Below are 26,473 nucleotides of genomic sequence, written 5' to 3' on the forward strand. Positions count from 1 at the left end.
CTCGTGGACGAGCACCTGCCCGACTGGAAGAACCCCGCCCTGCCGCCGGCCGACCGGGCCCGGGCACTCGTCGCGGCGATGACGCTGGAGCAGAAGATCTCCCAGCTGCACGGGAACATGGAGACGGTCGACATCTACGCCCTGTCCAACGCGATCGGCACGGGCGCCGACGACGAGTCGGACGAGGAGCGGATGGGTCAGCTCATGGCCCAGATCCGGATCGACCGCCACGTCGTCGGCATCGACGAGCTCGGTGTGCCCCGGATGCGCGTCACGAACGGGCCGGTCGGCGTGGGGATGGGGGACGGGACACCGTCGCCTCCCGCCACCGCCCTGCCGATGACCATCGGGGTGGCGGCGTCCTTCGACCCGGCGGTCGCCGCCGCGTACGGCGACGTCATCGGCGCGGAGGCCGCCCACCTGGGGCAGCACGTGCTCGAGGGGCCGGGGGTCTGTCTGCACCGGACGCCGATCGCCGGACGCAACTTCGAGTACTTCTCCGAGGACCCCTACCTCTCCGGGGTCATGGGCGTCGAGGTGACGAAGGCGATCCAGGGTCACGACGTCATCGCGATGGCGAAGCACTTCGTCCTCAACGACCAGGAGCACGAGCGCTTCCGGGCGAACGTCGTCGTCGACGAGCACGTCCTGCGCGAGCTCTACCTCATCCCGTTCGAGATGTGCTGCAAGGACGCGGAGGTCGCGGCCGTCATGAGTGCGTACAACCGCATCCGCGGGACGTACGCCACGGAGAACCACGCCACCCTCACCGACATCCTCCGTAGCGAATGGGGGTGGGAGGGGTACGTCCAGTCCGACTTCTGGTCGTGCCGGTCCGCGGCGCCCTCGCTCAACGCCGGCATGGACCTGGAGATGCCGGACGCCAAGTGGCTCAACGAGGAGGCGGTGACGGCCGCGCTGCGGGACACCTCGCTCGAGATCGAGACGGTCGACCGGGCCCTGAGCCGGCGGTTCACCCAGATGTTCCGCTTCGGCCAGTTCGAGCGGCCGTACGCGCCGACCGCCATCCCGGCGGAGCGGCACGGTGCGGTCGCGCGCCGGATCGGGGCCGAGATGGCCGTGCTCCTGAAGAACGACGTCGACCTACTGCCGCTGCCGGCATCGGTGGGGCGGGTCCTCCTCGTCGGCATGGCCGAGTACGCCGGTCGGGCCTGCCAGGGCGGGGGAGGCTCCTCGAAGGTCGACCCGCTCTACACGGTCGACCCCCTCTCCGGGACCCGGGACGTCCTCGCGGAGCTGGGGTCGGACGCGACGGTCGACCTCGTCGTCGTGGAGCGCGACCGGTCGAACCTCGCCGAGGCCACGGAGGCGGCGGCCACGGCGGACGTCGTCGTCGTCATGGCGGGTCTCGTGGCCACGGAGGGCGTCGACCTGGCCTCCCCGTCGCTCCCGTTCGGCCAGGACGAGATGGTCGAGGCACTGCTCGCCGCGAACCCGCGCACCGTCGTCGTCCTCAAGGACTCGACGCCGGTGCTCCTGCCCTGGATCGACCGGGCGGAGTCCGTCATCGAGGTGTGGAACCAGGGGGCGGAGGACGGGCACGTCGTCGCCGAGCTGCTCTGGGGTGTCGTCAACCCGTCGGGGAAGGTGCCGACGACCTACGCGGCCCGCGCCGAGGACCTCATGCACCACGGTGACCCGGTGCGCTACCCGGGCACGGACGAGGGCTCGGGCTACCCGACGATGCGGTATACGGAGGGGCTGCGGGTGGGGTACCGGTGGTTCCAGTCGGAGGGGATCGCCCCGCTCTTCCCCTTCGGGCACGGCCTGTCGTACACGACGTTCGCCCTCGAGGACGTGGCGGTCGCGACGGCCGCCCCGGACGGCACCCGGCCGGTCGAGGTCTCGGTGACCGTGCGGAACACCGGCACTCGCGACGGGGCGGAGGTCGTCCAGGTGTACCTGGGACTGCCGGTCGACGGGCAGCCGCCCCGACGCCTCGTGGGCTTCGCCAAGGTCCGCGTGGCGGTCGGCGGGAGTGAACGCGTCACGGTGACGGTCGATCCCGCGGCGTCGCACCACCCCTTCTCGGTCTGGGACCACGCCGCCGGCGACTTCCGGGTCCGGCCGGGACGCTACGCGGTCCACGTGGGCACCTCGAGCGAGGACGACGCAGCGGTGGTGGAGCTCGACCTCCGGGGCTGACGGGCGTCGCGGGGCTCAGTCGCGCGCCGAGCGGGTGGCCCGGGCGGTGACCCGCTCGTCGGCGAGGCGGATGCCGAACCCCGGGGCCTCGGTGAGGGCGATGCGGCCGTCGACCGGCGTGGGAGCGTCGCGCTCGAAGTGGTGCCTGTCGCGCATGACGTGCAGCAGGTACTCCGCCCGTGGTGCCTCGGTCGCGGGCCGGCTCGCGACGACGTGCAGCGCGGCGTGCAGGCCGTGTCCGTGCGGCATGACGGGGATCCCGAAGGCCGCGGCGAGCGTGCAGATGCGGAGCAGCTCGGACACCCCTCCGCACCACTCGGGGTCGGCCTGCATGACCGAGACGAGACCCTCGGTGAGGTAGGGGAGGGTGTCCGCGGTGCCGTACAGGTGCTCGCCGGCCGTCAGGGGGACCTGCGACCGTCGGCGCAGCTCGCGGTAGCTCGCCAGGTGGGTCGGCCGGAAGGGCTCCTCGAGCCACGTCGGACGAGCCGAGCGCACCTGCTGCTCCCAGGCGGTCGCGTAGCCGAGCGACCACGCGCCTCCTGCGTCGAACATCACGTCCGCCTCGTCCCCGAGGGCCTCGCGCAGCGCGTGCGCCAGCCGGACGTTCCGGCGCAGACCCTCCTCGCCGGCGGTGTCGCCGTCCCGCGGGAACCACTTCTGGGCGGGGTAGCCCTCGGCCCGCAGCTCGAGCCCGGTCCGGACGGCGGCCTCGGCCTCGAGGTCGCTGCCCAGGGTGCTGACGTAGACCGGCACGGCGGTGCGCGACCCGCCGCCGAGCAGACGCCACACCGGCAGCCCGAGCGCCTTGCCCCGGACGTCCCACAGCACGTTGTCGAGCGCGCTCAGCGCCATGCGCAGGTGGCCGACGTGGGCGTGGCGGTCCGAGCCCGCGAGCAGGTGCCACAGGTCGCCGAGGGCGCCGGAGTCCCGCCCGAGCAACAGCGGGCCCAGCTGGCGGAGGACCGGCTCGACGGTCTCGGGGTCGATCGGACCGTACAGCCCGCGGATCCCGGCCGCCGTCTCGACCTCGACGTAGCGAGAGGTCAGGACGGCGGACCGGGTGAAGGGCTGCGGGTCGGCCGGAGCCGGCCCGCTCACCTCCACGACCCGGACGTCGACGACCGGATCCGGGGACCACGTGCTTTCGTTGGGCGGATTCATTCTTCCACCCTACGGAATGTATGTCCCGTCCAGCGAGGGCCGTCCATCCGCGATGCCTTGTTGCGGCAAAGGCTTGCCACTTTCTGCCAACCTGTGCTTCACTCGACCGCAGGCCACCCCGACGACGGGGGCGGCGACCTCCCGGTGACCCGCCTCGGCGGGCGGCGGATGTTCTCAAGGAGGAGACATGCGAGCAGGACGTGGACGAACCGTATCCGTGGTGACGGCGGCGCTCGTGACCGTGTCGATCGCGCTGGGCGGCTGCGGGCGGTCCGACGACGGGCCGCAGACGAACGACGTCGCGTCCGTCGACGACTCACCCGCCGAGGGCGACCTCACGGTATGGGCCTTCACCAACCAGGCGGCGGCGGTCGAGCAGATCTCGGAGGGCTTCGTCGCGGAGAACCCGGACGTCAGCGTCTCGGTCACCCCGGTGTCCGTCGACGAGCTGCCCCGCAAGCTCGAGACCGCGATCGCGAGCGGTGAGGTTCCCGACATCATCCAGCCCTCGACGGGTCTGCAGACCTACGCCGAGACGGGCGGCATCGCCCCCGTCCCCGAGGACCTCATGGACTGGGACGCCTTCTTCCCCGGTGCCATCGACACGGTCACCTTCGACGAGGTGAAGTACGCGGTGCCGTGGTACGTCACCGTCTTCGGCTTCTACTACCGCGCCGACCTCGCCGAGGAGGCCGGGGTCGAGGCCCCGACGACGTGGGACGAGGTCCTGGACTTCGCCGCCGCGCTGGAGAGCTCGGAGGGCATGGCGAACCCCTACTTCCAGTTCCAGTCGGGCACGGCGGCCTGGCAGACCCTCGTGACGTACATGTACTCCGCAGGAGCGGAGCTCGTCGTCGACGACGAGTTCGACTTCGACTCGCCGGAGGTCGTGGCCGCCCTCGAGTACTACCAGCAGGTCTTCGCCGACGAGTACACGAACATCAACTTCGCCCCCACAGCAGTGGGCGAGGTGGAGGCGGCCTTCGCCGACGGGCGCGTCGGGTCCTACGTCACCGGCTCCTACTCCTACGACGTCGCCCTCGAGGCCCTCGGCGGTGACGACTCCAAGATCGGTGTGGTGCCGCTCCCGGCCGGCCCGGCGGGCGGGAACGCCTATCTCGGCGGGTCGGGGCTCGCGGTCACGGCCGACTCGCAGAACAAGGACGCCGCCTTCAAGCTGCTGCGCTGGATGTCGACGCCGGAGTCCCAGCAGGAGCTCTACGAGGTCTCGAGCGTGCTGCCCGCGGCCACGGGGGCCTGGGAGTCCGGTCCGCTCGCGGAGAGCGAGAGCGGTCGGGCCTTCGCGGCGCAGCTCGAGAACAGCACGGCGCTCCCGGCGGTCGAGACGTGGACCCGCGTGCGCGAGGTGCTCGCGACGTACGCGGAGCAGCTGGCTCGGCAGGTCATCACGCCCGAGGACGCCGCTGCCGCGATCCAGCAGGAAGCCGCCGCGATCGGCACGGGTCGCTGACCTATGTCGATGCTGCGTCCGACCTTCGGCCGCCGCCCTTCCGAGGGTGGCGGCCGCGGGCCCCGTGGGGCCGGCGGCCGGCGCGAGGAGGCGGTCGCCGGCTGGCTGCTCGCGCTGCCCTTCGTCGTCGTGTTCCTCGTCTTCAGCCTCTGGCCGATGCTGTGGTCGCTCTTCATGAGCTTCACCGACATGACGAACCGCGACCTGCGCTCGCCCTTCAACGTCGAGTTCATCGGGTTCGACAACTTCGTCACCGTGCTCTCGAGCGGGCAGTTCCTCCGCGGGATCGTCAACACCCTCGTCATCGTCGTCGTGGGCGTCCCGGCGACGATCGTCCTCGGGCTCCTGCTCGCCGTCGCGCTCAACAACGGCATCCAACGGGCCAAGCCGCTGTTCCGCACGATCTACTACGTCCCCGTCGTGACGACCGTCGTCGCGATCGCCGTCGTGTGGAAGTTCCTCTTCGCCGACCAGGGTGTCTTCAACGCCGTGCTCGCCACCGTGGGGGTCGACGGACGCCCATGGCTCACCGACACGTTCTGGGCGCTGCCGACGATCATCCTGCTCATCGTCTGGCGGAGCTTCGGCTTCATCATGGTGCTCTTCCTCGCCGGCCTGCAGGCCATACCCCAGGACCTCTACGACGCCGCCCGCGTGGACGGCGCCTCGGCGCCCCGGCGGCTGTTCTCCATCACGGTGCCGTTGCTCATGCCGACCATCCTCCTCGCGATGGTGCTGCAGACGGTCTCCTTCCTCGAGATCTTCGAGGAGCCGTTCGTCACGACGCAGGGTGGTCCCCTCAACTCCACGGCGACGATGTCGATGCTCGTCTACGAGTTCTTCGGCTTCGGCGCCTACGGGGAGGCCGCAGCGGCGAGCTACGTGCTCTTCGCGATCATCGGCCTCCTGTCACTCGTCCAGTTCCGCGTCCTGAGGAGCCGCACGTGACCCTCACGTCCACCCGTCCCGCCGCCGCGCCCACCACGCCCGAGCCGCGCCGCCGTCGGCGCCGCGGCTCCGAGAGGGGTCGCGCCTGGCGTGCCCTCCTCTACGTCGTCCTCTCGATCGGCGCGATCGTCACGTGCAGCCCGCTCCTGTGGACCCTCGTCAGTGCCTTCAAGCCGACCGGGCAGATCCTGCGGAGCGAGTCGTTCTGGCCGGACCCGGTGACCCTGGACAACTTCCGGTTCCTCATCGAGAACCCCGAGTTCCCCCGGTACTTCCTCAACAGCGTCGTCGTGTCGACCTCGATCGTCGTCGCGAACCTGCTCCTGGCCTCCGCCGTGGGCTACGCCCTCGCGAAGCTCCGGTTCCCCGGCCGCCGGGCCGTGTTCGTCGCGGTGCTCCTGACCTTCATGATCCCCGCGATGGTGCTCTTCGTCCCCCGCTTCGTCACGATCGCCCAGCTCGGTCTGGCGAACACCTACGCGGGGATGATCCTGCCGTTCGTCGTCACGCCGATCAGCGTCTTCATCATGCGGCAGTTCATCTCCCAGCTGCCGGACGAGCTCCTCGAGGCCGCGCGCATCGACGGTGCGGGCGAGATCCGGATCTTCGCCCGGGTCTTCCTGCCGCTCTGCGGCCCGGCTCTGGCGACGGTCGGCATCCTCACCTTCGTCACCTCATGGAACGCCCTCCTGTGGAACCTCGTCGTGGCACAGCGGACCGACATGTACACCCTCCCCGTCGCGCTCACCGTCATGTCGCAGAACGAGGGGATGACGAACTACGGCGCGCTGCTCGCCGGCTCGCTCGTGACCTTCGCGCCCATCGTCGTGCTCTTCCTCTTCTTCCAGCGCTACTTCGTCTCGGGCATCGCGACGACCGGCATCAAGTGACGACGTCCGAGCGGGAGTGGTGGCGACGCCCCTTCGCCACGTTCCAGACGAACCTGCAGGAGATCGACGCGGGGATGGACGTCCCGGCGGTGCTGGACACGATCGAGTCCGTCGGGGCGGACACCTGGCTCCTCAACGTCGGAGGGATCGTCTCGTTCCACCCGAGCGACCTGCCGTTCCAGACCCCGACGTCGTACCTCGCGACGCGACCCTCCGGCGACCTCGTCGGCGACGCCGTCGCTGCGGCGCACGCGCGCGGGGTGCGCGTCATCGCGCGGATCGACCTGTCGAAGGTCGCCGAGCCGATCGCCCGTGAGCACCCGGACTGGCTCTTCGTCTCGGCTCGGGGGGAGCCACAGGTCTACGAGTCGCTCCACTCCACGTGCCCGAACCGCGCGTACTGGCAGACGCACGCCGTCGACATCGTCGGTGAGGTCCTCGACCGGTACCCCGTCGACGGGTTCTTCTTCAACTGGTTCAGCTTCAACGCGCACGACTACGCAGGTCGGGACCACGGCGTGTGCCACTGCGAGGACTGCGCGAGGGCGTACGCGGCCTTCGGTGACGGTGCGCGCCTCCCGGTCGACGCCGACGACCCGGAACACCCACGGTGGCAGGAGTTCACCCGGGCGTGCATCGCCGACCTCGGCGGCCGCATCGCCGAGGAGATCGAGCGCCGTTCCCCGGGGACACCGCTCGTCCTCCAGCGTGGGACCGCCCTGCCGTACGGCGAGGTCGGCAACAGCCTCGGGCGCGTCGCGTGGCCGCACGCGAGCGGCGACGTCGTCAGCGTGCGGAAGAGTCTCGCCCCCGAGGTCCCCGTCCTCGTGCTCCTCGTGTCCTTCCTCGACATCGGGTACCGGTTCGCGGCCGACCAGACCGAACGGTTCCTCCAGTACCTCCTCCAGGCGATCGCCCGGGGCGGGAACCCCTGCGTCTACGTCATGGGCGATCCCACTCGTGTCCCGTCCCCGCACCTCGAGGCCGTCGGCGAGGTCGTCCGGCTCTTCCGGTGGCACGCCGACGTCTACGACGGTCTCCACCCGGCCGCGCCGATCGCCCTCGTGCGCCCCTCCCTGACGTCCCGCTCGGCGGGCTACGAGGGTGACGGCGACGCGGCGCTCGCCCTCGACGAGTACCGCGGACTGCACCGGGCGTTGCAGGAGCGGCACCGACCGTTCGACGTCGTCGACCGCAGCGCGCTGGCGGGGATCACGGCGGAGGCGCTCGAGCGCTTCGAGCTCGTCGTCCTGCCGGCGCTCGGCCCGCTCGGGGCCTCCGTGTCGGCGGTGCTCGACGAGTACGTCCGCCGCGGCGGACACCTCCTCCTCACCGGTGACACGGCCCTGGACGGCGGGGCGGTCGAGGTCTCGACGCACCCGGCGACCACCCTGTCCGACACCGAGCGCCACGGTTCCGCCCTGAGGTCCGTCTACGCCCTGCCGTCCCCGCCACCACCCGGCGGTCTCCCTTCGTCGTTCTCCGCCCCCGTCCTCCCCGTCCTCGGTGAGCTGCGACGCTTCGCCTGGCGTGACGATGCGGTCCCGTTCGGCGCAGTGACGACGGCCGCGCCGTGGGGTCCCCCGGAGAAGAGCTTCGGGCACCGGGTGACGGAGGACCCGATGGGTGCGACCCGTCGGTCCGGGCGCGGTGCGGTGACGGCGCTCGCGGTGACCCTCGGGGCGGCGTACTCGGCCGCGGGCACCCGTGAGGTGCGGGACGAGCTCGTGCGGCGTGTCGACGACCTCGCGAGGCCATGGGTCGAGACCGACCTCCCGGAGCAGGTCGAGGTCGTCGTGGCACGCAGCGGTGACCGCCTCGTCCTCCACGTGCTGAACCAGACGGGAGTCCGCGACGGCACGGTCCTGCGCCACGTGCCCCTGCGAGAGGTGTCGATCCGGATCCGGACGGTGGACGCCGTCGGACGGGTCGACCTCCTCGTCGACGGGACCTCCCAGCGGTCGGAGCGCGACGCCGCCGGAGTCGTCACCGTCACCATCCGGCACCTCGGGCTCTTCGAGGTCGTCGTGCTCGCACCGTGACCGACCACACCGTTCCCGACGACCCGAAGAGGACCCGAGACGATGACCCGACTGGACGGCCTGACCCGGTTCGGACAGGTGAACTTCACCGCCGCCGACGTCGACGAGATGGACCCTGAGTACTGGCGGGAGGTCTGGTCGCGCGCGGACCTCCAGGCCGTGAGCCTCAACGTCGGGGGCTCGGTCGCCTACTACCCGAGCGACGTCGAGGGACACCCTCGGCTCCCGGGGGTCGGCGACCGTGATCCCTTCGGCGCGATGGTCGAGGTGGCCCGGGGCCTGGGGATCGAGGTCGTCGCCCGCCTCGACGTCTGCGTCGTCGACCAGCGGTTCTGCGATCTCCACCCGGACTGGATGATGACCGGCCCGGACGGTCGTCCCCTGACGCTCCACGACGTGACCGGCCGGCCCTGGGGCAGGCCGGGGGCGCCGCCGATCGAGGACGAGCTCTACTACACGTGCGTCAACTCGGACCTCTTCCGCACGTACCTCCCGGCGATGCTCACGGAGATCGCGGAGCGCTACGACGTCGCGGCGTTCTTCACCAACGGGTTCCCGACGCTCGGCCTCGTCCCGCCGTCCACCCGGCTGCTCTGCCACTGCCCCCGATGCCTCGAGGCGTGGGCGGACTTCAGCGGCGGCCTCGCCTACCCCGCGGCGGACGACCCGGACGACCCGGTCTTCCGGACCTACGTCGCGTTCCTCCAGCACTGCACCCTCGAGGTGCTCCGGAGCATCCAGGCCCACACCCGCGCCCAGCGTGGCGGTCCGACGTTCATCACCTCGGCGATCCCCAGCATGGCGGGTGCCCTGCCGTGGTCGCAGTGGGCGGACACGCTCGACGTCGTCGTCACCGACAACCAGGACCGGGCCCTCGACCACGGCCGCGCGACCCCTCCGGCAGGACTCTGGGAGGTCGGCCTCAGCACCGCCCTCATGAAGTCCGTGGCACGTGGTCGCCCCGCCGTCCGGATCATGGGGGCGTACCGGTTCCGCCAGGGGCGGCACACGTCGAAGGACCCCGCCGAGCTGAGCCTGCAGCTCGCGCTGTCCTTCGCGCACGGAGAGCATCCGAAGTGGCACACGATCTCCGGACGCCAGTGGAGCCGACGATGGACGGACACGGCCGTCGCCTTCGACCGCTGGCTCGCCTCGTCCGGGGTGGACCTCGGAACCCTGCCCTCCGCGGCGCGGGTCGGTGTCGCCTGGTCGCAGCAGAGCGCCTGGCACGAGACGTGGGTCTCCCCGCCCTCGCGCGGCGCCCACTACGACGCCGTCGCCGGGTGGTACGTGGCCGTGCAGCGGTCGGGTGTGCCGGTCGACCTCGTCAACGCCGACCTCCTCGACGGGCTCGAGGGGCTCGACGCCCTCGTCCTCCCGTCCGGCTTCACGGCGAGCGAGGCGACCCTGGAACGCATCGCCCGCTTCGTCGAGGGCGGGGGCGGGCTCGTCGCGGTGGGGAACGCCGGGCTGCTCGACGAGTGGGGCCGGCCGCACCCGCGGGACATCGTCGGCGGCTTGCTCGGCATCGTCCGGGGGGAGACCCGTGGTCCCGCGTTCACGACGTACCTCCGGCGGACGGGAGTGCCGGTCGAGGAGCGCCTCATGCTCGCGCCGGACGACGACGACGTCGTCCCGTCGGGGCAGTGGGTCACCGCCTTCGAGGCGCACGACGCGGAGCCGGCGTTCGCGGTGAACCCCCAGGAGTGGGTCATCCCGACGCACGCGGCGTGGCTCCCCGGGGCGTACGACGGTCCGGCGGTAGCCCTGGCGACCCGCCCGGGCCGGACCGGGGCCTACCTCGGTCCCGACCTCGACGTCGCGTACTTCCACCAGCGGGTCGGCGACCACCTCGCCGTCCTCCGCGGCGCGCTCGACCACGCCCTAGGGGACCGGCGGCCGCCGGTCCGCGTCCTCGGGGACGCGCACGTCGACGTCCACGCCCTCACCGCGTCGGACGCCACGTACGTCACCCTCGTGAACCTCCACCATCCCGGGGCGTCCGGCGGGGTCGTGGAACACCTCGCGCCGCTGCGGGAGGTGCGCATGGTCCTGTCCGGTGGTCTCGCTCCGAGCCGAGCCGAGCTGCTGAGGTCGGGGACCAGCCTCGAGGTCCCAGCCTCCGGCGAGCTCGTCGTCGACTGCGTCACCGACGTCGAGGTCGTCCGCATCACGCCCCACCCCGGGTCCGACTGAGGCCCCCGGGCCCGCGCTCAGCGCAGGAGTGTGGCGCGCCCGGGAGCGAGTGCCCGGAGGTGCTCGAGGGCCACCGCCACGACGTCGTCCACCGTGCCCTCCGGCGCGACGACGGCGCCCCTCTCGTCCGGGGCGAGTGGCTCGAGGGTGCTCAGCTGGGAGTCCAGCAGCGCCGGGGGCATGAAGTGGTCCCGGGTCCGCATCCGGGTGTCGAGCAGCGCGCGGCTGCCCTCGAGGTGCACGAACACGACGTCGACCATGTCCGCCCCGCGCAGGACGTCGCGGTACCGCCGACGCAACGCGGAGCAGGCGACGACGACCGCGCCGGCGGACCTCGTCTCGCGCTCCATGCGGGCGACGACGCGCCGCAGCCAGGGAGCGCGGGCCTGGTCGTCCAGCGGCCTGCCGGCGCTCATCGACGCCCTGGCCTCGGCGGAGTGGAGGTCGTCCGCGTCGACGAAGGGAGCCGTGAGGCGAACCGCCACGGCCTCGCCGACGACGGACTTTCCGCACCCCGACGCGCCCATGACGACGACTCCCAGGGGCCGGGGTCCCCCCGACGGGGGGCGGCTCACGCGGGCGCCCCGGGAAGGCGGAAGGCGGTGCGGGGGATCACCCCGACGAGATCCGTGGCGATCCGCGTCGCCTCCTCGGTCCCCAGGCGTCCGGTGACGACGAGCTCGGCCAGCCACCCCGCGTCCGTCCGGCGGGACACGTCGTGCCTCGCCGGGATGGAGAGGAAGGCCCGGGTGTCGTCGATGAACCCGCTCGTCTTGTAGAAGCCCGCCGAGTCCGTCACGGCCTCACGGAACCGCCGGATGCCGTTCGGGCTGTCGAGGAACCACCAGGGGGCCCCGGCGTAGACGGAGGGGTAGAAGCCGGCCAGTGGGGCGATCTCGCGCGAGAACGTCGTCTCGTCGACGGTGAAGAGGACGAGCCGGAACGCGGGATGCGTGCCGAAGTCCTCGAGCATCTGCCGGAGCGGCTGCGTGAACGTCGTCGCCGTCGGGATGTCGTGCCCGGTGTCGGCGCCGTAACGGGCGAGGGTCCCCCCGTGGTGGTTGCGGACGACGCCGGGGTGCAGCTGCATGACGAGTCCGTCCTCGCTCGACATGCGCGCGAGCTCCCACAGCATGTGCGCGCGGTAGGCGGCGGCGTCGTCGGGGGAGACCGTGCCGGCGAGCGCGTCGCGGTGCACCCGCTCCAGCTCCGACGGCTCGAGGCGGACCGTCCACGGGTCGATGGTGCTCGTGTCGGTCGCGGTCGCACCGCACGCCCGGAAGTGCTCGCGACGTGCCTCGAGGGCCCGGATGAGCCCGGCGGCCGTGCCGCAGTCGACTCCGCCGGCGTCCTCGAGCTCCGTGACAGCCGTGCGCCACACGGGGGCAGAGGGGTCGAGGAAGCGGTCCGGTCGGAACGTCGGGAGCACGTGTCGGGAGAAGGTCGGGTCGTCGCGCAGCGCCTGATGGGCGGCGAGGTCGTCGACCGGGTCGTCCGTCGTGGCGAGCACCTCGATGTCGAAGGACTCGACGAGCGCGCGGGGTCGGGAACCGGGGGCGTCGATCCAGGCCTGGACGGCGTCGTACTGCTCGTCGGCGTTCGCGGTGTCGGGGTGCTCGGTGAGCCCGAACACGGAGCGGAAGGTCTCCTCGAGCCAGGCCCGGACCGGAGTCCCGGCGAAGAGGTGCCAGCGGGAGGCGAACTCCCGCCAGATCTCGCGTGGGTCGACGGGCTCGCCCCGACCCAGCCGGTCGAGCGGGACGCCGTTCGCGTGCAGCATGCGGAGCACGTAGTGGTCCGGGACGATGAGCAGGTGCGCCGGGTCCGGGAAGGGCAGGTCGTCGAGGACGAGCCGGGGGTCGACGTGTCCGTGCGGCGAGACGATCGGGTGGTCCCGGACCGTGTCGTGGAGGGCCGCGGCCACGCGGCGGGTCGCGGGGTCGGCGGGCAGGAGCCGGTTCGGGTCGTCAAGCAGGCGCATGGGTGCCGTTCGTCGTCGCGGTCGGGGGTGGGTCAGGTGGGGGCCGGGCCGCTGCTCTCACGGGTCGTGAGGTACGTCGGGAGGACGGTGCGCGACCTCGAGCCCCCGGCGGAGCCGAGCTGCGACAGCAGCATCGTGACCGCGACCCGTCCGGCCTCCTCGATCGGCGCCGACACCGTCGTGAGCGGCGGGTTGCAGAACGACGCGCCGAAGATGTCGTCGCACCCGACGACCGAGAGGTCGAGGGGGACGCGGACTCCGCGCTCCTGGAGCCGGCCGAGCATGCCGATGGCGAGGAGGTCGTTGAAGACGACGGCGGCCGTCGCCGACGAGGCGATGACGGCGTCCGCCGCGGCCGACCCGGCGGCCGCCGTCGGGGCCCACGGCCCGATCATCGTCATCTCGACACCGAGCTCCTCGCCGGCGGCGAGGAGGGCCTCCCAGCGCCGGGCGCTCGACCACGAACCGGACGGTCCCGCGACGAACACGGCGCGGGTGTGTCCGAGCGAGCGGAGGTGGACGACGGTCTGACGCATGCCCTCCGGTGTGTCGAGGATGACGGTCGGCACGTCGGGGACGTCGCGGTTGATCGTCACGAGCGGCTGTCGCGCGGCGGCGGCCGTCAGGGTCTCGTCGTCGAGCCGCGACGCGGCGAGAACGACACCGTCGGCGTTCTTCAGCATGAGCTCGACCATCGAGGACTCGATCTCGTGCGACTCCTCGGTGTCGAGCAGCAGCTGGGCGTAGCCGGCCGCGCGGAGCTGGCGTTGCGCCCCGCGGATGAGGTCGAAGTAGAACGGGTTGGCGATGTCGGGCACGAGAACGCCCACGACGCCGGTCCGCCCGGAGGTCAGCGACCGTGCCTGGGCGCTCGGCACGTAGCCGAGCTGGCCCACGGCCTCCTCGATGCGCTGCCTCGTCACGTGGTTCACCCGCGCGGGGTTGCTCAGGGCGCGCGAGACGGTCGAGGTGGCGACGCCGGCCAGCTTGGCCACGTCGGCGATGGTCGCCGCCCGTCCGCGTCGTTGCGTCAGGTCGTTGGCGGTCAACGCCACCCCCTCATGGTTCCGGTCGTGTCGGCGCAGCATATCGAGCGCGAGGCGGGATGGCAAAGAGCGGCAAGCGATTGCATAAATCGTTGCACTCGGGCTAGCGTGACCGCACCCACCGGCACACGAGGAGGTGCGATGCCGTCGAACGACGTCCAGAACGGACCCGGCGCTCCCGCTCGCCCGTCGCAGAGGCGAGGCCCGCTATGACGGAGGGTCGGGCTCCGGTACGGATGGCGCACCTCGGACTCGGGGCCTTCCACCGCGCCCACCAGGCGTGGTTCACGGAGGTGGCCAACAGGTGCGGTGGGGAGCAGTGGGGTGTCGCGGCCTTCACCGGTCGCCGTCCCGACGCCGCCCGCGCGCTGCGCGCGACCGGATGCCGGTACGACCTCGTCGTCCGTGGCCCCGACGCGGACCGCCGCGAGACCGTCTCCGCCGTCGTGGAGGCCCACGACGGTGCGGACGCCGTGGCCTGGCGCCGGACGATGGCGACGGTGGCGGTGCTCACCGTGACGGTGACCGAGGCCGGCTACCTCGATGACGAGGCGCGGGACGCCGAGGACGTCAGGGCGCTCGCCGCCGGGCGGCTGCCCCGGTCCCCGGCCGCGCGGATCGTCGACGGGCTCCGGGCCCGGCTGGCGACGGGGGGCGGCGGGATGGCCGTCGTGGCGTGCGACAACCTCGACAGCAACGGGGCGCTGCTCGGACGCCGGGTGGGAGGCCTTGCCGGCCGGCTCGACCCCGACCTCGCGGACTGGATCGGGGACGAGGTCTCCTTCGTCTCCTCGGTCGTCGACCGCATCACCCCCGCACCGACCGACGAGGGCCTCGTCACCGAGCCTCACGCCTCATGGGTGCTGGCCGGGGACTTCCCGGCCGGGCGCCCGGCGTGGGAGGTCGCGGGCGCGTTGTTCGTCGACGACGTGCGGCCCTACGAACAGCGCAAGCTGTGGCTGCTCAACGCCGGCCACAGCCTGCTGGCCCTCACGGGCCTGCCGCGGGGTCACCGGACCGTCGCCGACGCGATGCGCGACCCGGAGTGCGTTGCGCAGCTCGGCGAGCTGTGGGACGGGCTCGGTCCGGTGCTTCCGTTCACGCCCGACGAGCTCGACCGCGAGCGCGAGTCCGTCACCGCGCGTTTCGCGAACGCCCGGATCGAGCACTCCCTCGCCCAGATCGCGGTCGACAGCGCGCTCAAGCTCGGCATCCGCGTCCTGCCCGTCGTCGAGGAGCGGCGCCGCCGTGGCCTCGACGCCGGCCGGGGCCAGCTCCGGACCGTCGCGGCGTGGGCCGCGGCGGTGCGCGGCGGCCTCCTCGACGGTCCCGACCTGCCGGGCAGCCCAGCGGACCTCGCGACGTCCGCCCTCCGTCATCTCTCGTCGAGCCTCGCCGACGACCCCGACGTCGTCGCGGAGCTCGCCGAGCTCGTCTCCGTCCCCGACCCGACAGGAACCCCCCGATGAAGATCGCCGCCGCCGACGTCGTCGTCACGAGCCCGGACCGCAACTTCGTGACCCTCAGGATCACGACCGAGGACGGCATCACCGGTCTGGGTGACGCGACGCTCAACGGGCGCGAGCTCGCCGTCGTCGCCTACCTGCGCGAGCACGTCGTGCCGCTGCTCGTCGGCGCCGACGCCTCCCGCATCGAGGACATGTGGCAGTTCCTCTACCGCGGCGCCTACTGGCGACGTGGCCCCGTGACGATGGCGTCGATCGCGTCCGTCGACATGGCCCTGTGGGACATCAAGGGCAAGGCGGCGGGAATGCCCGTCTACCAGCTGCTCGGCGGCGCGTCCCGGGAGGGGCTCCTCGCCTACGGCCACGCCTCGGGCAAGAGCACCGAGGAGCTGTTCGAGTCGGTCCGGGACCACCTCGAGCAGGGATACCGCGCGATCCGGGTCCAGACGGGGGTGCCGGGGCTGCGCTCGATCTACGGCATCGCCTCGAACACGACCTCGGGCGGCAACGCGGGGGTGCGCTACGACCACGAGCCCGCGCAGCGGGGAGCGCGACCCGCGGAGGAGGACTGGGACACCCGCGCCTACCTGCGGCACGTGCCGGCCGTCTTCGAGGCCGTGCGCAACGAGTTCGGCCCGGAGCTGCCGCTGCTGCACGACGCCCACCACCGGCTCACCCCGATCCAGGCGGCGTCGCTCGGGCGGTCCCTGGAGCCGTACGACCTCTTCTGGCTCGAGGACGTCACTCCCGCCGAGAACCAGGAGGCGCTGCGGCTCGTCCGGCAGCACACGACGACCCCGCTCGCCATCGGTGAGGTCTTCAACTCCGTGTGGGACTACCAGCACGTCATCCGCGAACAGCTGATCGACTACGTCCGCAGCGCGGTGACGCACACCGGTGGCATCACGCACCTGCGCAAGGTGCTCGACTACGCGGCGATGTACCAGGTCAAGTCGGGGATGCACGGACCCACGGACGTCTCTCCCGTGGGCATGGCGGCCGCGATGCACCTGGCCCTGTCGATCCACAACTTCGGGATCCAGGAGTACATGAAGCACGGTGCGCGGACCGATGCGGTCTTCCGTCAGTCCTTCACCTTCGAGGGCGGCCTGCTCCACCCGGGCGACGCCCCGGGGCTCGGGGTCGAGCTCGACGCCGACGAGGCCGGCCGTCACCCCTACGAGCAGGCGTACCTGCCGTACAACAGGCTCGCCGACGGGACCGTGCATGACTGGTGACGTGCAGCCGTCCGACGTCACCGCACCGACGGCCGGGACGGCCGTCACGATCGCCTTCCCCGGGGGCAGCCCACGGGTCGCCTTCGGCGTCGAAGAGCTCGCCGCGGCCTTGCACGGCCGCGGGCTCGTCGCCCGACGGCAGGACCTCGATCGGGCGCCTCGGCGCCCCTCCGGTCCCGCGGTCGTCGTCACCGCCCCGCGGGCCGACCTCTCCGGGGAGTTCCGGGCGGCCGTGCGGGGGGACGAGGTCCCACCCGTCGCGGACGAGTCGTTCGAGATCGTGTCCCACGACGACGGCGTCGTCGAGGTCTCGGGCACGACGCCGAGCGGGCTGCTCTACGGACTCCTCGAGGTGGCTGAGCTCGTCGAGCGGGCCGGCTGGCCGGCGCCCGGCCTCGTCGTGCGCCGCGCCGCCGCCATCGCCCTGCGCGGCTTCAAGTTCAACCTGCCCTACGCCCCCTACGCCGACGGCGAGCCGTTCGAGCGGAACCTCGAGACGGCGTGGTCGATGGAGTTCTGGGGCGGTTTCCTCGACGAGCTGGCCCGGGGCCGCTACAACCTGCTATCCCTGTGGTCGGAGCACCCGTGGCACCTGCTCGTGACCTCGGACCGGTTCCGGGGCGCGAACCCGGCGAGCGACGCCGAGATGGCCCGGCGGCGGGAGTTCTTCGACGAGCTCCTCCGCCGCGCCGACGACCGGGGCATCGGGGTGGTGCTCTTCACCTGGAACATCTCCCTCACGGCGGAGGCGGCGGAGCACCTCGGGGTCCCTCCGGTCCCCGATGGCTTCGTGGGGTCGAGCGAGCACGTGCGGGTGCGCCAGGCATCCCCCGTGGTCCGGGACTACATCGAGGAGATGATCCTCCGGACCCTCGTCACCTACCCCTTGCTCCGCGGCATCGGGACGTCCGCGTCCGAGACGATGGTCGGGTCCGCGAGGGACCGGCAGGCGTGGGTCGCCGACGTGTTCGTCGCCGCCTACGAGCGGTCGGGGCGGCGGCCATGGTTCATCCAGCGCACGAACCTGCAGGGCGCGGGGCAGGAGATCAAGGAGCTGGTCCAGCCGAGGTTCCCGCCGGAGCGGTTCTTCGTGAGCTGGAAGTACGCCAACGCCCACGCGCTGTCCCACCCGAGACCTCGGTTCGAGGACCTGCGTCGGGCCTGGGACGGCGTCGACCTCGAGAGCACCAACGTGCTGTTCACCGTGCGCAACGACGACGTCACCACTCACCAGTGGGCCGATGCCGAGTTCGTCCGGGACTTCGTCGAGGGCATGCGCAAGCCCTACGTCCGCGGCTTCTACTGGGGAGCCGACGGGTACGTCTTCGGCCGTGACTTCCAGCACGTCGACCACGGCCACAAGACGTGGCGGTGGGACTACGAGCGGCACGTCCTCCAGTTCCGGCTGTGGGGCCGGCTCGCGTTCGACCCCGACGCGGCCGACCATCTGCCGGTGACCGTGCTCCGGCGGGTCCACGGGGAGCACGCCGAGGTCGTCGCCGAGGGACTCGCCCACGCCTCCCGCATCGTGCCCGCGGTCAACCGGCTGCTGTGGCGGGACTACGACTACCAGTGGCACCCGGAGATCTGCCTCGGGCGGGCCGACGGGTTCCGGACCGTCCTCGACCTCCTCGAGGCCGAGCCGATGCCGGGGCAGGACGTCGTGTCGATCGCGGAGTGGGGTCGGACCGGAGTCGCCGGGGCCACGAGCGAGACCCCCGCCTCCGTCTCCGCCCTGCTGCGCCGGGAGGCCGGTGCGGCGCGCTCGTCCGCGGACGACCTGGCGGCGCACGGGCCGCACGTCGGTGCCACTGCGTGCGTGGAGCTCGACCTGCGGGGGTTGGCCTCGCTCGGGGAGTACTACGCGGCGAAGATCGACGCAGCCGTCGAGCTCGTGCGCGCCGTCGACGACCCGCAGGCGCGGGATCGGGCGGTCGAGGCCCTCGAGTCGGCGGTCGGTCACTGGAAGGACGTCGGGCACCACTGGAGCCGGCACTACCGCGCCTACGACATGCCGCGGACCGGTCGGACGTTCGGTTACCCGTTCTACCTCGACGACGTCGAGCACGACGTCGCCCTGGCGCGCCGGTACGGGCGCCCGGACCTCGACGGCGCGATGCTGCCGGAGTGAGCCGGGCCGGCGTCAGTCGGGACCCGGCAGCGGCCTGAGGAGCCTGCCCTCGATCCCCGCACGCAGGGCGTCCGGCAGGTCGAAGGCCCGGCCGAGGTGGAGCCACTGCACCTGCAGTCCGTCCCACGTCGCGACGGTCCCCAGCGCGAGGGAAGCGGGGTCCGCCCCCTCGGGCAGCCATCCGCGGTCGCCGAGGTCGTCGTAGACGGCGGTCAGCCGGTCGAGGAGCCGTTCGCAGCGGTCCCGGAAGAACGCGGCGGCCGGGTGGTCGGGGTCGGTCGCCTCCGCCGAGAGCACGACGAAGAGCTCGATGGCGCCCTGGGCGCGCACGTTGCGGGCCGCGACCTCGACGAGCTGACGCAGCACCTCCGGTCCCGGGGCGGAGAAGTCGAGGTCGGCCTCGGTCACTTCGTCGCGCCGCCGCAGGGTCTCGACGAGGAGCCGGTCCTTGCTGCCGAAGTGGTGCAGCAGCCCCGCCTCGCTCATCCCCACGCGGTCGGCGACGGCACGCAGCGACCCCCCGCGGTAGCCGACGACCGCGAAGACCTCCAGCGCGGCGTCGAGGATCTCCTGCCGTCGTCGGACGGTCTTGCGGTACGGCCCACGACGGCCGCCAGTGGTGTCGGCGGGGGTGCTCACCGGCCCAGTGTCACAGAACGAATACCTAGCGATTGCTCGGCTTTCGTTGGTAGGGTCGGGCGTGGGTCGCCGGAGCCCGTCCGGGACCCGCGAACGGACGGAGCGGACATGACCGACCTCGACCTCGACCACCCCGTCGTCACGGCGGCGTGCGAGCGCCTCACCCTCGAGCAGAAGGTGCGCCTCCTCACCGGCCAGGACTTCTGGAGCACCTACCCCGTCGAGGAGGTCGGGCTGCGCAGCCTCGTCCTGTCCGACGGGCCCTCGGGGGTCCGCGGTCCGGTCTGGGACGAGCGCAGCCCGTCGCTCAACCTGCCGTCGGCCACCGCCCTCGCCTCGTCGTGGGACCCCGACGTCGCCCGCCGGTACGGCGAAATCTCCGCCGCCGAGGCCCGCCGCAAGGACGTCGACGTCGTCCTCGGCCCGACCATCAACCTGCACCGGTCCCCGCTGGGCGGGCGCCACTTCGAGGCCTTCAGCGAGGACCCGCTCCTCACGGGGCGGCTGGCCGCCGCCTACGTCGCGGGCTGCCAGGGGCGGGGGGTCGGCGCCACCCCGAAGCACTACGTCGCCAACGACTGGGAGACCGACCGGTTCACCGCGAGCGCGCAGGTGTCCGAGCGGGCGCTGCGCGAGCTCTACCTCGCCGCCTTCGAGGAGGCGGTCGTCGAGGGCCGGCCGTGGATGCTCATGTCGGCCTACAACTCGGTCAACGGCACGACGGCGTCCGAGCACCCGCTGCTGGCCGACCCGCTCAAGGAGGATTGGGGCTTCGACGGGGTCGTCGTCAGCGACTGGGGTGGGGTGCGCAGCCTCGACGCTGCGCGGGCCGCCCAGGACCTCGCGATGCCCGGACCGGACGGGCCGTGGGGCGAGGCCCTCGTCGCCGCCGTCCGGGAGGGGGCGGTGCCCGAGTCCGCGGTCGACGACAAGGTGCGTCGCATCCTCCTGCTCGCTGCGCGCGTCGGCGGTCTCGAGGGGGTGGCGGTGGAGCCCGTCGAGCACGTGGGCCCCGCTGCCGGTGTCGCGTTCGCCCGCGAGGCCGCGGTCGAGGGGACGGTGCTCCTCGAGAACGACGGTGTGCTGCCGCTGGACCCGCAGCGCGTGCGCCGGGTCGCCGTCCTCGGGCAGAACGCCGACACCGCCCGCACCCAGGGCGGCGGGTCCGCGACGGTCCTGCCCGAGCGGGTCGTGAGCCCGCTCGAGGGCATCCGGGAGGCCCTGCCCGACGCCGACGTCACCTACGCCGTCGGGGCGCTCGCCCACACGGGCCTGTCGGAGCTGCCGCTGTCGGAGGTCACGGACCCCGAGACCGGGGAGCCCGGCGTCCTCGTGCGCTTCCTCGACGAGGACGACGGCGTCCTGTGGACCGAGCACCGGCGCTCCACGGCGCTGGTGTACTTCGGCGGCGAGGCGCCGGTCGCGGCCTCGACGTGGTTCGAGGTCGTCGCCGAGTGGACGCCCTCGGAGGACGGGCCGGTCGACCTGGGGTTCGAGTCCGTCGGCCACGGGACCGTCGACCTCGACGGCGAGCGCGTCCTCGAGGAGACCGCCGAGGCCATCGGCGACCAGCTCGGCGCGAGCATCCTGCACCCCCCGGCCGCCCGGGCGACCGTCGAGGTCGTGGCCGGCCGCCGGCACACCGTGCGGCTGCGCTTCGACATGCGGACACGGGACCGGATGATGGAGGGCGCCTTCGGGCTCACCCTCGGGACCGCACCGGCGCCGCGTGACCCCGAGGCGCTCGTCGCGGACGCGGTCGCCGCGGCCCACGGGGCCGACGTCGCCGTCGTCGTCGTCGGCACGAGCAGCAAGGAGGAGTCGGAGGGCTTCGACCGCGAGAGTCTCGAGCTGCCGGGCGCCCAGGACCGGCTCGTCGCCGCGGTGGCGGCGTCGGGCACCCCGACGGTCGTCGTCGTGAACTCCGGCTCGCCGGTGCTCCTGCCGTGGCGCGCCGACGTCGCCGCGCTCCTCGTCGGCTACTTCGGCGGCCAGGAGATGGGCCGTGCCGTGGCCGACGTCCTCACCGGCGCCGCCGAGCCCGGCGGCCGCCTGCCGACGACCTGGCCCGCGGCGCAGGCCGATCTTCCCGTCCAGGACGTGACTCCGGTCGACGGCGTCCTCGCCTACGACGAGGGGGTCCACATCGGGCACCGGGCGTGGCTGCGCGCCGGCACGACCCCCGCGTACTGGTTCGGCGCCGGGCGGGGCTACACGACCTGGGAGGTGGACACCCCGACGCTGGACGGGGCCCCGGACGGGGTCACGGTGCGGACCCGGGCCACGAACACCGGCGACCGGGCGGGAAAGCACGTCGTGCAGGTCTACCTCGAGCGCCCTGGGTCGGCCGTCGACCGGCCCGCGCGGTGGTTCGCCGGTCACGCCGTCGTGCGGGCGGTCGCCGGAGAGGGTGCCCCGGTGACGGTCGACCTCGGTCGCCGCCGCTTCGCGCACTGGGACGAGGCGGCCGGCGACTGGGCGGTGGAGCCCGGCGAGTACCTGGTCCACGTCGCGGAGTCGGTCGACCGGGTGCTGCACACCGCCCGGGTCGTCGTGGCCGACGACTGGGGCGTGGTGCCGGCCTGAGCACCAACGGCACGAGGAGGGCCCGGGCCGTACGGCCCGGGCCCTCGTCGTCCTCCCGCCTCAGGAGCGGGGCAGGCTCTTCAACGTGCTCTTGGCCTGCGCGATCTCCTCGTGCTGGCGCGCGACGACGGTGCGGAAGCCCTCGCTGATGTCGGCGTCCAGCGCCTTGCGGTACTCGTTCTCCGCGTGCTCCTCGCCGCTCACCGCGGCGTCGACGACACCACCGGCGTCGTCGCCCGAGATCGCGTCCTTCATCGACAGCCAGCCGCGGTGCAGACGGGCCGCGAACGACCCGCTCTCGTCGACCTCGTCGCCGTACTCGTGGCCCATCTCGACGATCTCGCGCGCGAACGTGGCGCGCTGGTCGGCGTACTGCTGCATGGTGTCGGCGAGGTCGGGGCGGTCGCTGTCGCGCAGCTTCTCCGCGGCGGCGAGGAAGCCGTTGCGGCCGTCCTTGAGGGTCTCCACGAGGTCCTTCGCGACCTTCTCGTCGGTCGACATCGATGTCTCCTTCGTCGGTGTGATCGGTCGACGGGCCAGTACCCCGCGCCGCGTCCCGGCGAAACATCGCCTGCCGGCGGGCTGTCGAACCTTCGTCGACCGGGACGAGGACGAGCCGGCCGGCGGTCCGGGCGGACCGCTCAGCGGCGTCGGCGGCGGAGGAGGACCGCGGTCCCCGTCGCGACGGCGGCCCCACCGCCGACGGCACCGGCGCGCAGCAGCCGGCGGCCCCGGTGCGCCGGCCGGTGGGCGATCCGGACGACCTCCCGCGCCACGGCGGAGACGTCGTCGTCCGGCCCCACCTGGAGGTGGTGGAGGCGGACCGGGCTGCGCTCCGTCCGCAGCTCGGCGGCGAGCGCGTCGGCGAACCCGCGCGCGGCCGCGAGCGCCCCCGCCTCCGCCGCCCGGCCCGCGGCCTCGCGCCCCGCGAGCCCGGGGACGACCTGGACGACGGTCCCGCCGCCGCGGGCCGTCATGCGCTCGAGGACGGCGAGGGTGGTGTGGGCGAGCGCGAGGTACACCTCGTCGGTCGTGACCCGCAGCCGGACCGGGTGCAGGTCCCCCGACGGGCACCCGGCGACGGCCGGGACCGTGCCCACCCACACCTCGACCGGGCCGAGCAGCTCCTCGACCTCGTCGAGGACCAGCTCGACGGCGTCGGGATCGCGGACGTCGGCGACGACGCGCAGGGGTGTGCGGCCACGCGTCCTGGCCCGGAGGTCCCCGACGATCAGGTCCGAGGTGGGGTCGACGACGACGGCGACCCGGTCCCCCGAGGCGGCGAGGTCACGCGCCAGGGCACGGGTGAGGTCGGCGGAGGCGCCGACGAGGACGACGACACGTGACATGCCGGTGTGTGCTCCCTGCTGAACGTCCGACGGAGGCGGCCCTCGAGGGCCGCGGCCCATGGTAGGAAACGGTGCGTCGCGTCCCGGTCGTGTCCGCACCACTGTCGAAGGTCGTCCGCCTCAGGGCGCTCACAGCAGGGCCCGCCGCCCGCCGACGCCCCGCCACCTAGAGTGGGATCCGGCCGGGCGGACCCGGACGACCACCGACGACGGACGGACGGGATGGACCTCGACCTCGCGGCGCTGCTCCTGCGCCTCGCCCTCGGACCGATGCTGCTCGTGCACGGCGCGAACAAGGTGTGGGGCGGCGGCGGCCTCTCCGGCACGGCCGGCTGGTTCGAGTCGCTCGGCCTGCGCCCCGGGGCCCTGCACGCGCGGCTCGCGGCCTTCACCGAGATCGGCGCCGGCGTCCTCGTCACCGTCGGGCTGCTCACCGGCCCGGCCGCGGCCGCGTTCGTCGGGCTGATGACCGTCGCGGGCCTCACCGACCACCGCGGCAAGGGCTACTTCGTCTTCAAGGGCGGCTGGGAGTACGTCCTCCTCGTCGCGATGGCCGCCGTCGCGCTCGCCGTCCTCGGACCGGGGGCGTGGTCCCTCGACGCGGCGTTCGGCCTGCCCCTGTCGGGCGTCGTCTGGGGCGCCGTCGCGGCGGTCGGTGGCGTGCTCGCGGCCCTGGCCCTCCTCGCGGTCTTCCGGCGGCCCGCGCCCGACGGGTCCTGATGCCCGTCCGTCCCGTCGAGCCGGCGCGAGCGGCCGACGCCGTCCTCGCGGCCAAGGGCGCGACCCGGGTCAGCGTCGTCGTCCCCGCCCGCGACGAGGAGGACACGGTCGGCGACGTCGTCCGGGGCGTCCGTCGGGCCTGGATGGAGCAGGTCCCGCTCGTCGACGAGCTCGTCGTCGTCGACTCCGACTCCACCGACCGCACCGCCGAGGTGGCCCGCGCCGCCGGGGCCACCGTCCACGCGGCACGCGACGTCCTCCCCGACCTGCCGCCGCTGCCCGGCAAGGGCGAGGCGCTGTGGAAGTCCCTCCACGTGACGAGCGGCGACGTCCTCGTCTTCCTCGACGCCGACCTCGTCGAGTGGGGTGTCCACTTCGTCACCGGGCTCCTCGGCCCGCTGCTCACCGACCGCGACGTGGCGCTCGTCAAGGCGGTGTACGACCGCCCGCTCCTCGGGCCCGACGGGCGGGAGGTCGAGGCCGGCGGCCGGGTCACCGAGCTCGTGGCGCGCCCGCTCCTCGCGCTGCACCACCCGGAGCTCGCGGGGCTCGTCCAGCCCCTGGCGGGGGAGTGGGCCGTGCGCCGGGCGGCCTTCGAGACCGCGTCCGTCCCGGTCGGCTACGGGGTCGAGATCGCCGCCCTCGTCGACGTCGCCGCCCGCTACGGGCCGGACGCCATCGCGCAGGTCGACCTCGGCCGACGCGCGCACCGCCACCACCGGCACGACACGCTCGGGCCGATGGCCGTGCAGGTCATGGCGGCGGTCCGGTCCCGGGCCGGCGGGGAGCCCGTGCCCGAGCGGGCCGAGCTGGTCCAGTACGCCCACACGGGCGAGGGCCATCAGCCGCGCCCGCGGCTGGTCGACCTGCGCGAGCGTCCGCCCGCCGTCGAGGTCCCCGGCTACGGCGGGGGCGTCGTCCGATGAGCACCGGAGGCCCCCTGCTGCTCGGCCGCCGCGAGTACCCGGCGACGGCCCGGCTCGTCATGGCGATCGTCAACCGCACGCCGGACTCGTTCTACGACAAGGGCCTCACCTGGGCCGAGGACGCCGCCCTCGACCGGGTCCGCCAGGTCGTCGACGAGGGGGCGGACCTCGTCGACATCGGCGGCATCAAGGCCGCCCCCGGGGTCGAGGTCGACGCGGCCGAGGAGAAGCGCCGGGTCGTGGGCTTCGTCGAGCAGGTCCGGTCCGAGTTCCCGGACCTCGTCATCAGCGTCGACACGTGGCGCAGCGAGGTCGCCCGGGCGGTCTGCGAGGTCGGGGCGGACGTCATCAACGACGCCTGGGGAGGCGCCGACCCCGGTCTGCCGGCCGTCGCCGCCGAGTTCGGGGCCTCCCTCGTGTGCACCCACACGGGCGGGGTGACGCCGCGCACCCGGCCGCACCGGATCGAGTACGACGACGTCGTCGACGACGCGCGGCGCTCGCTGCTCGCGCAGGCCGAGCGGGCCGAGGCGGCGGGTGTCGACCGGCGCCGCGTCGTCATCGACCCCGCGCACGACTTCGGCAAGAACACCTGGCACAGCCTCGAGGTGACCCGTCGGCTCGAGGAGCTGACGGCGCTCGGCCGCCCGGTGCTCGTCTCGCTGTCGAACAAGGACTTCGTCGGGGAGGCGCTGGACCGGCCCGTCGGGGAACGACTCACCGGCACCCTGGCCGCCACCGCGCTGTGCGCCTGGAAGGGGGCGCAGGTCTACCGGGTGCACGAGGCCCCGCAGACCCGGCAGGTCCTCGACCTCGTGTCCGTCGTCGCCGGCGACCTGCCGCCGGCCCGCACCGTCCGGGGTCTCGCGTGACCGGGTCGCTCGTCGTCGTCCCGTCGGCGCCGCTCCTGCTCCCCGAGTACACGGGCCGGCTGGACGCCGGGGCGGACCTGCGACGGTCCGCCGTCGAGGCGGTGGCCGCCGCGACCGACGCCGACGGCACCGACGCCGTGCTCCTCGTCGTCGCGACCGACCGCGAGCCGCGCACGACCCGGTCACCGCTCGGCGAGCGCGTGGGGCGACACCTCGCGGACCTCGCGGGGGTCTCCGTCGCGGGGGTCGTCACGGTGGCCTGGGACGCGTCGGTCGACGACTGCCGCGAGCTCGGCCGCGAGGAGGCAGCGGGGCCGTCCCCGACCCTCGTCGTCGTCGCCGACGGCAGCGCCCGGCGCAGCGAGAAGGCCCCCGGCCACCTCGACGACCGGGCCGCGGGGTTCGACGACGCCCTCGTCGCCGCGCTGCGCGACGCCGACCTCGAGGCGGTGCTCCGACTCGACCCCGGGCTCGCGGCCGACCTGCTCGCCCACGGGCGGGCCCCCCTCCAGGTGGGCGCCGCGACGCTGGTCGCCCGGGAGGGTGAGGTGACGTGCGCGGGGGTCGCCGTCGACGACGCCTTCGGGGTGCTCCACGTCGTGGCCCGGCTCGCGCTCGCCTGACGGCACCCGTCGGTCCCGC

The 26,473-nt window shown here is 73.3% G+C and carries 21 protein-coding genes; 14 read left to right on the plus strand and 7 right to left on the minus strand.

The features are described from left to right. Positions 1 to 3: 3 nt before the first annotated feature. Entirely contained in the window at positions 4 to 2,166 is a 2,163-nt protein-coding gene (locus tag KC207_RS00110) for a beta-glucosidase (RefSeq protein WP_211600779.1), read from the plus strand. Between the two features lie 15 nt (positions 2,167 to 2,181). Here the strand turns inward: KC207_RS00110 and KC207_RS00115 are convergent, their stop codons facing one another. Continuing rightward, positions 2,182 to 3,330, minus strand: a complete 1,149-nt coding sequence (locus KC207_RS00115; protein WP_211600781.1) for an enolase C-terminal domain-like protein — start codon at positions 3,328 to 3,330, stop codon at positions 2,182 to 2,184. A 220-nt stretch (positions 3,331 to 3,550) separates the two neighbouring features. Here KC207_RS00115 and KC207_RS00120 point away from each other — a divergent pair, with 220 nt between their 5' ends. The 5 genes from KC207_RS00120 to KC207_RS00140 are packed head-to-tail and all read left to right on the plus strand — an operon-like array spanning position 3,551 to position 10,877. Beyond that, positions 3,551 to 4,801 (plus strand): extracellular solute-binding protein, encoded by a 1,251-nt coding sequence (locus KC207_RS00120; protein ID WP_211600783.1) that lies wholly within the window; start codon positions 3,551 to 3,553, stop codon positions 4,799 to 4,801. Positions 4,802 to 4,810: 9 nt separating this feature from the next. Beyond that, entirely contained in the window at positions 4,811 to 5,749 is a 939-nt protein-coding gene (locus tag KC207_RS00125) for a carbohydrate ABC transporter permease (protein WP_249138452.1), read from the plus strand. Further along, positions 5,746 to 6,639, plus strand: a complete 894-nt coding sequence (locus tag KC207_RS00130; protein ID WP_211600787.1) for a carbohydrate ABC transporter permease — start codon at positions 5,746 to 5,748, stop codon at positions 6,637 to 6,639. The genes KC207_RS00125 and KC207_RS00130 overlap by 4 nt, the downstream gene beginning before the upstream one ends. After that, positions 6,636 to 8,681, plus strand: a complete 2,046-nt coding sequence (locus tag KC207_RS00135; RefSeq protein ID WP_211600788.1) for an alpha-amylase family protein — start codon at positions 6,636 to 6,638, stop codon at positions 8,679 to 8,681. Before KC207_RS00130 ends, KC207_RS00135 begins: the two co-directional genes overlap by 4 nt. A gap of 42 nt (positions 8,682 to 8,723) precedes the next feature. After that, on the plus strand, positions 8,724 to 10,877 hold the full coding sequence (locus tag KC207_RS00140) for a beta-galactosidase trimerization domain-containing protein (protein ID WP_211600790.1): 2,154 nt from the start codon (positions 8,724 to 8,726) through the stop codon (positions 10,875 to 10,877). Positions 10,878 to 10,894: 17 nt separating this feature from the next. Here KC207_RS00140 and KC207_RS00145 read toward each other — a convergent pair whose 3' ends face one another. The 3 genes from KC207_RS00145 to KC207_RS00155 are packed head-to-tail and all read right to left on the minus strand — an operon-like array spanning position 10,895 to position 13,907. Then, on the minus strand, positions 10,895 to 11,404 hold the full coding sequence (locus KC207_RS00145; RefSeq protein ID WP_211600792.1) for a gluconokinase: 510 nt from the start codon (positions 11,402 to 11,404) through the stop codon (positions 10,895 to 10,897). Between the two features lie 44 nt (positions 11,405 to 11,448). After that, entirely contained in the window at positions 11,449 to 12,858 is a 1,410-nt protein-coding gene (gene uxaC, locus KC207_RS00150) for a glucuronate isomerase (protein WP_211600794.1), read from the minus strand. Between the two features lie 32 nt (positions 12,859 to 12,890). Beyond that, positions 12,891 to 13,907: a LacI family DNA-binding transcriptional regulator gene (locus KC207_RS00155; RefSeq protein WP_249138454.1), complete on the minus strand. Its 1,017-nt coding sequence runs from the start codon at positions 13,905 to 13,907 to the stop codon at positions 12,891 to 12,893. 233 nt (positions 13,908 to 14,140) lie between these two features. On the opposite strand from KC207_RS00155, the gene KC207_RS00160 reads away from it, so the two are divergent. The 3 genes from KC207_RS00160 to KC207_RS00170 are packed head-to-tail and all read left to right on the plus strand — an operon-like array spanning position 14,141 to position 18,739. Continuing rightward, entirely contained in the window at positions 14,141 to 15,373 is a 1,233-nt protein-coding gene (locus KC207_RS00160) for a mannitol dehydrogenase family protein (RefSeq protein ID WP_211600798.1), read from the plus strand. Next, the gene (manD, locus tag KC207_RS00165) at positions 15,370 to 16,608 is read left to right on the plus strand and encodes a D-mannonate dehydratase ManD (protein WP_211600800.1); all 1,239 of its coding nucleotides are present in this window, start codon (positions 15,370 to 15,372) and stop codon (positions 16,606 to 16,608) included. Before KC207_RS00160 ends, manD begins: the two co-directional genes overlap by 4 nt. Then, positions 16,598 to 18,739, plus strand: coding sequence for a hypothetical protein (locus KC207_RS00170; RefSeq protein ID WP_211600802.1), 2,142 nt, complete (start codon positions 16,598 to 16,600; stop codon positions 18,737 to 18,739). The genes manD and KC207_RS00170 overlap by 11 nt, the downstream gene beginning before the upstream one ends. 12 nt (positions 18,740 to 18,751) lie before the next feature. Here KC207_RS00170 and KC207_RS00175 read toward each other — a convergent pair whose 3' ends face one another. Next, a complete protein-coding gene (locus KC207_RS00175; RefSeq protein WP_211600804.1) occupies positions 18,752 to 19,378 on the minus strand; it encodes a TetR/AcrR family transcriptional regulator in 627 nt (208 codons plus the stop codon). Between the two features lie 108 nt (positions 19,379 to 19,486). On the opposite strand from KC207_RS00175, the gene KC207_RS00180 reads away from it, so the two are divergent. Next, positions 19,487 to 21,964: a glycoside hydrolase family 3 C-terminal domain-containing protein gene (locus tag KC207_RS00180; RefSeq protein ID WP_211600806.1), complete on the plus strand. Its 2,478-nt coding sequence runs from the start codon at positions 19,487 to 19,489 to the stop codon at positions 21,962 to 21,964. Positions 21,965 to 22,024: 60 nt separating this feature from the next. Here the strand turns inward: KC207_RS00180 and KC207_RS00185 are convergent, their stop codons facing one another. Continuing rightward, positions 22,025 to 22,465: a ferritin-like domain-containing protein gene (locus KC207_RS00185; protein WP_211600808.1), complete on the minus strand. Its 441-nt coding sequence runs from the start codon at positions 22,463 to 22,465 to the stop codon at positions 22,025 to 22,027. Between the two features lie 140 nt (positions 22,466 to 22,605). Beyond that, positions 22,606 to 23,313, minus strand: coding sequence for an SDR family NAD(P)-dependent oxidoreductase (locus KC207_RS00190; RefSeq protein WP_211600810.1), 708 nt, complete (start codon positions 23,311 to 23,313; stop codon positions 22,606 to 22,608). Between the two features lie 222 nt (positions 23,314 to 23,535). Between KC207_RS00190 and KC207_RS00195 the strand changes: the two genes are divergently transcribed. From KC207_RS00195 to KC207_RS00210, 4 genes are read left to right on the plus strand one after another with little or no spacing between them, the layout of a single operon-like run. Next, complete coding sequence (locus tag KC207_RS00195) at positions 23,536 to 24,033, plus strand: DoxX family protein (RefSeq protein WP_211600812.1); 498 nt, start codon at positions 23,536 to 23,538, stop codon at positions 24,031 to 24,033. Further along, entirely contained in the window at positions 24,033 to 24,959 is a 927-nt protein-coding gene (locus KC207_RS00200) for a glucosyl-3-phosphoglycerate synthase (RefSeq protein ID WP_211600814.1), read from the plus strand. Before KC207_RS00195 ends, KC207_RS00200 begins: the two co-directional genes overlap by 1 nt. Continuing rightward, positions 24,956 to 25,831 (plus strand): dihydropteroate synthase, encoded by an 876-nt coding sequence (gene folP / locus KC207_RS00205; protein ID WP_211600816.1) that lies wholly within the window; start codon positions 24,956 to 24,958, stop codon positions 25,829 to 25,831. The genes KC207_RS00200 and folP overlap by 4 nt, the downstream gene beginning before the upstream one ends. Next, positions 25,828 to 26,454, plus strand: a complete 627-nt coding sequence (locus KC207_RS00210; protein ID WP_211600818.1) for a class III extradiol ring-cleavage dioxygenase family protein — start codon at positions 25,828 to 25,830, stop codon at positions 26,452 to 26,454. The genes folP and KC207_RS00210 overlap by 4 nt, the downstream gene beginning before the upstream one ends. Positions 26,455 to 26,473: the final 19 nt, after the last annotated feature.

This window comes from Phycicoccus avicenniae (assembly GCF_018139485.1).
GTDB classification, from domain to species: domain Bacteria; phylum Actinomycetota; class Actinomycetes; order Actinomycetales; family Dermatophilaceae; genus Phycicoccus; species Phycicoccus avicenniae.

Bases quoted from the DNA above. Each gene is read 5' to 3' on its own strand.
- KC207_RS00115 (WP_211600781.1), bottom strand. From the start codon at position 3,330: ATGAATCCGCCCAACGAAAGCACGTGGTCCCCGGATCCGGTCGTCGAC.
- KC207_RS00125 (WP_249138452.1), top strand. From the start codon at position 4,811: ATGCTGCGTCCGACCTTCGGCCGCCGCCCTTCCGAGGGTGGCGGCCGC.
- KC207_RS00140 (WP_211600790.1), top strand. From the start codon at position 8,724: ATGACCCGACTGGACGGCCTGACCCGGTTCGGACAGGTGAACTTCACC.
- KC207_RS00145 (WP_211600792.1), bottom strand. From the start codon at position 11,404: ATGGGCGCGTCGGGGTGCGGAAAGTCCGTCGTCGGCGAGGCCGTGGCG.
- uxaC (WP_211600794.1), bottom strand. From the start codon at position 12,858: ATGCGCCTGCTTGACGACCCGAACCGGCTCCTGCCCGCCGACCCCGCG.
- KC207_RS00160 (WP_211600798.1), top strand. From the start codon at position 14,141: ATGGCGCACCTCGGACTCGGGGCCTTCCACCGCGCCCACCAGGCGTGG.
- manD (WP_211600800.1), top strand. From the start codon at position 15,370: ATGAAGATCGCCGCCGCCGACGTCGTCGTCACGAGCCCGGACCGCAAC.
- KC207_RS00170 (WP_211600802.1), top strand. From the start codon at position 16,598: ATGACTGGTGACGTGCAGCCGTCCGACGTCACCGCACCGACGGCCGGG.
- KC207_RS00180 (WP_211600806.1), top strand. From the start codon at position 19,487: ATGACCGACCTCGACCTCGACCACCCCGTCGTCACGGCGGCGTGCGAG.
- KC207_RS00185 (WP_211600808.1), bottom strand. From the start codon at position 22,465: ATGTCGACCGACGAGAAGGTCGCGAAGGACCTCGTGGAGACCCTCAAG.
- KC207_RS00190 (WP_211600810.1), bottom strand. From the start codon at position 23,313: ATGTCACGTGTCGTCGTCCTCGTCGGCGCCTCCGCCGACCTCACCCGT.
- KC207_RS00195 (WP_211600812.1), top strand. From the start codon at position 23,536: ATGGACCTCGACCTCGCGGCGCTGCTCCTGCGCCTCGCCCTCGGACCG.
- KC207_RS00200 (WP_211600814.1), top strand. From the start codon at position 24,033: ATGCCCGTCCGTCCCGTCGAGCCGGCGCGAGCGGCCGACGCCGTCCTC.
- folP (WP_211600816.1), top strand. From the start codon at position 24,956: ATGAGCACCGGAGGCCCCCTGCTGCTCGGCCGCCGCGAGTACCCGGCG.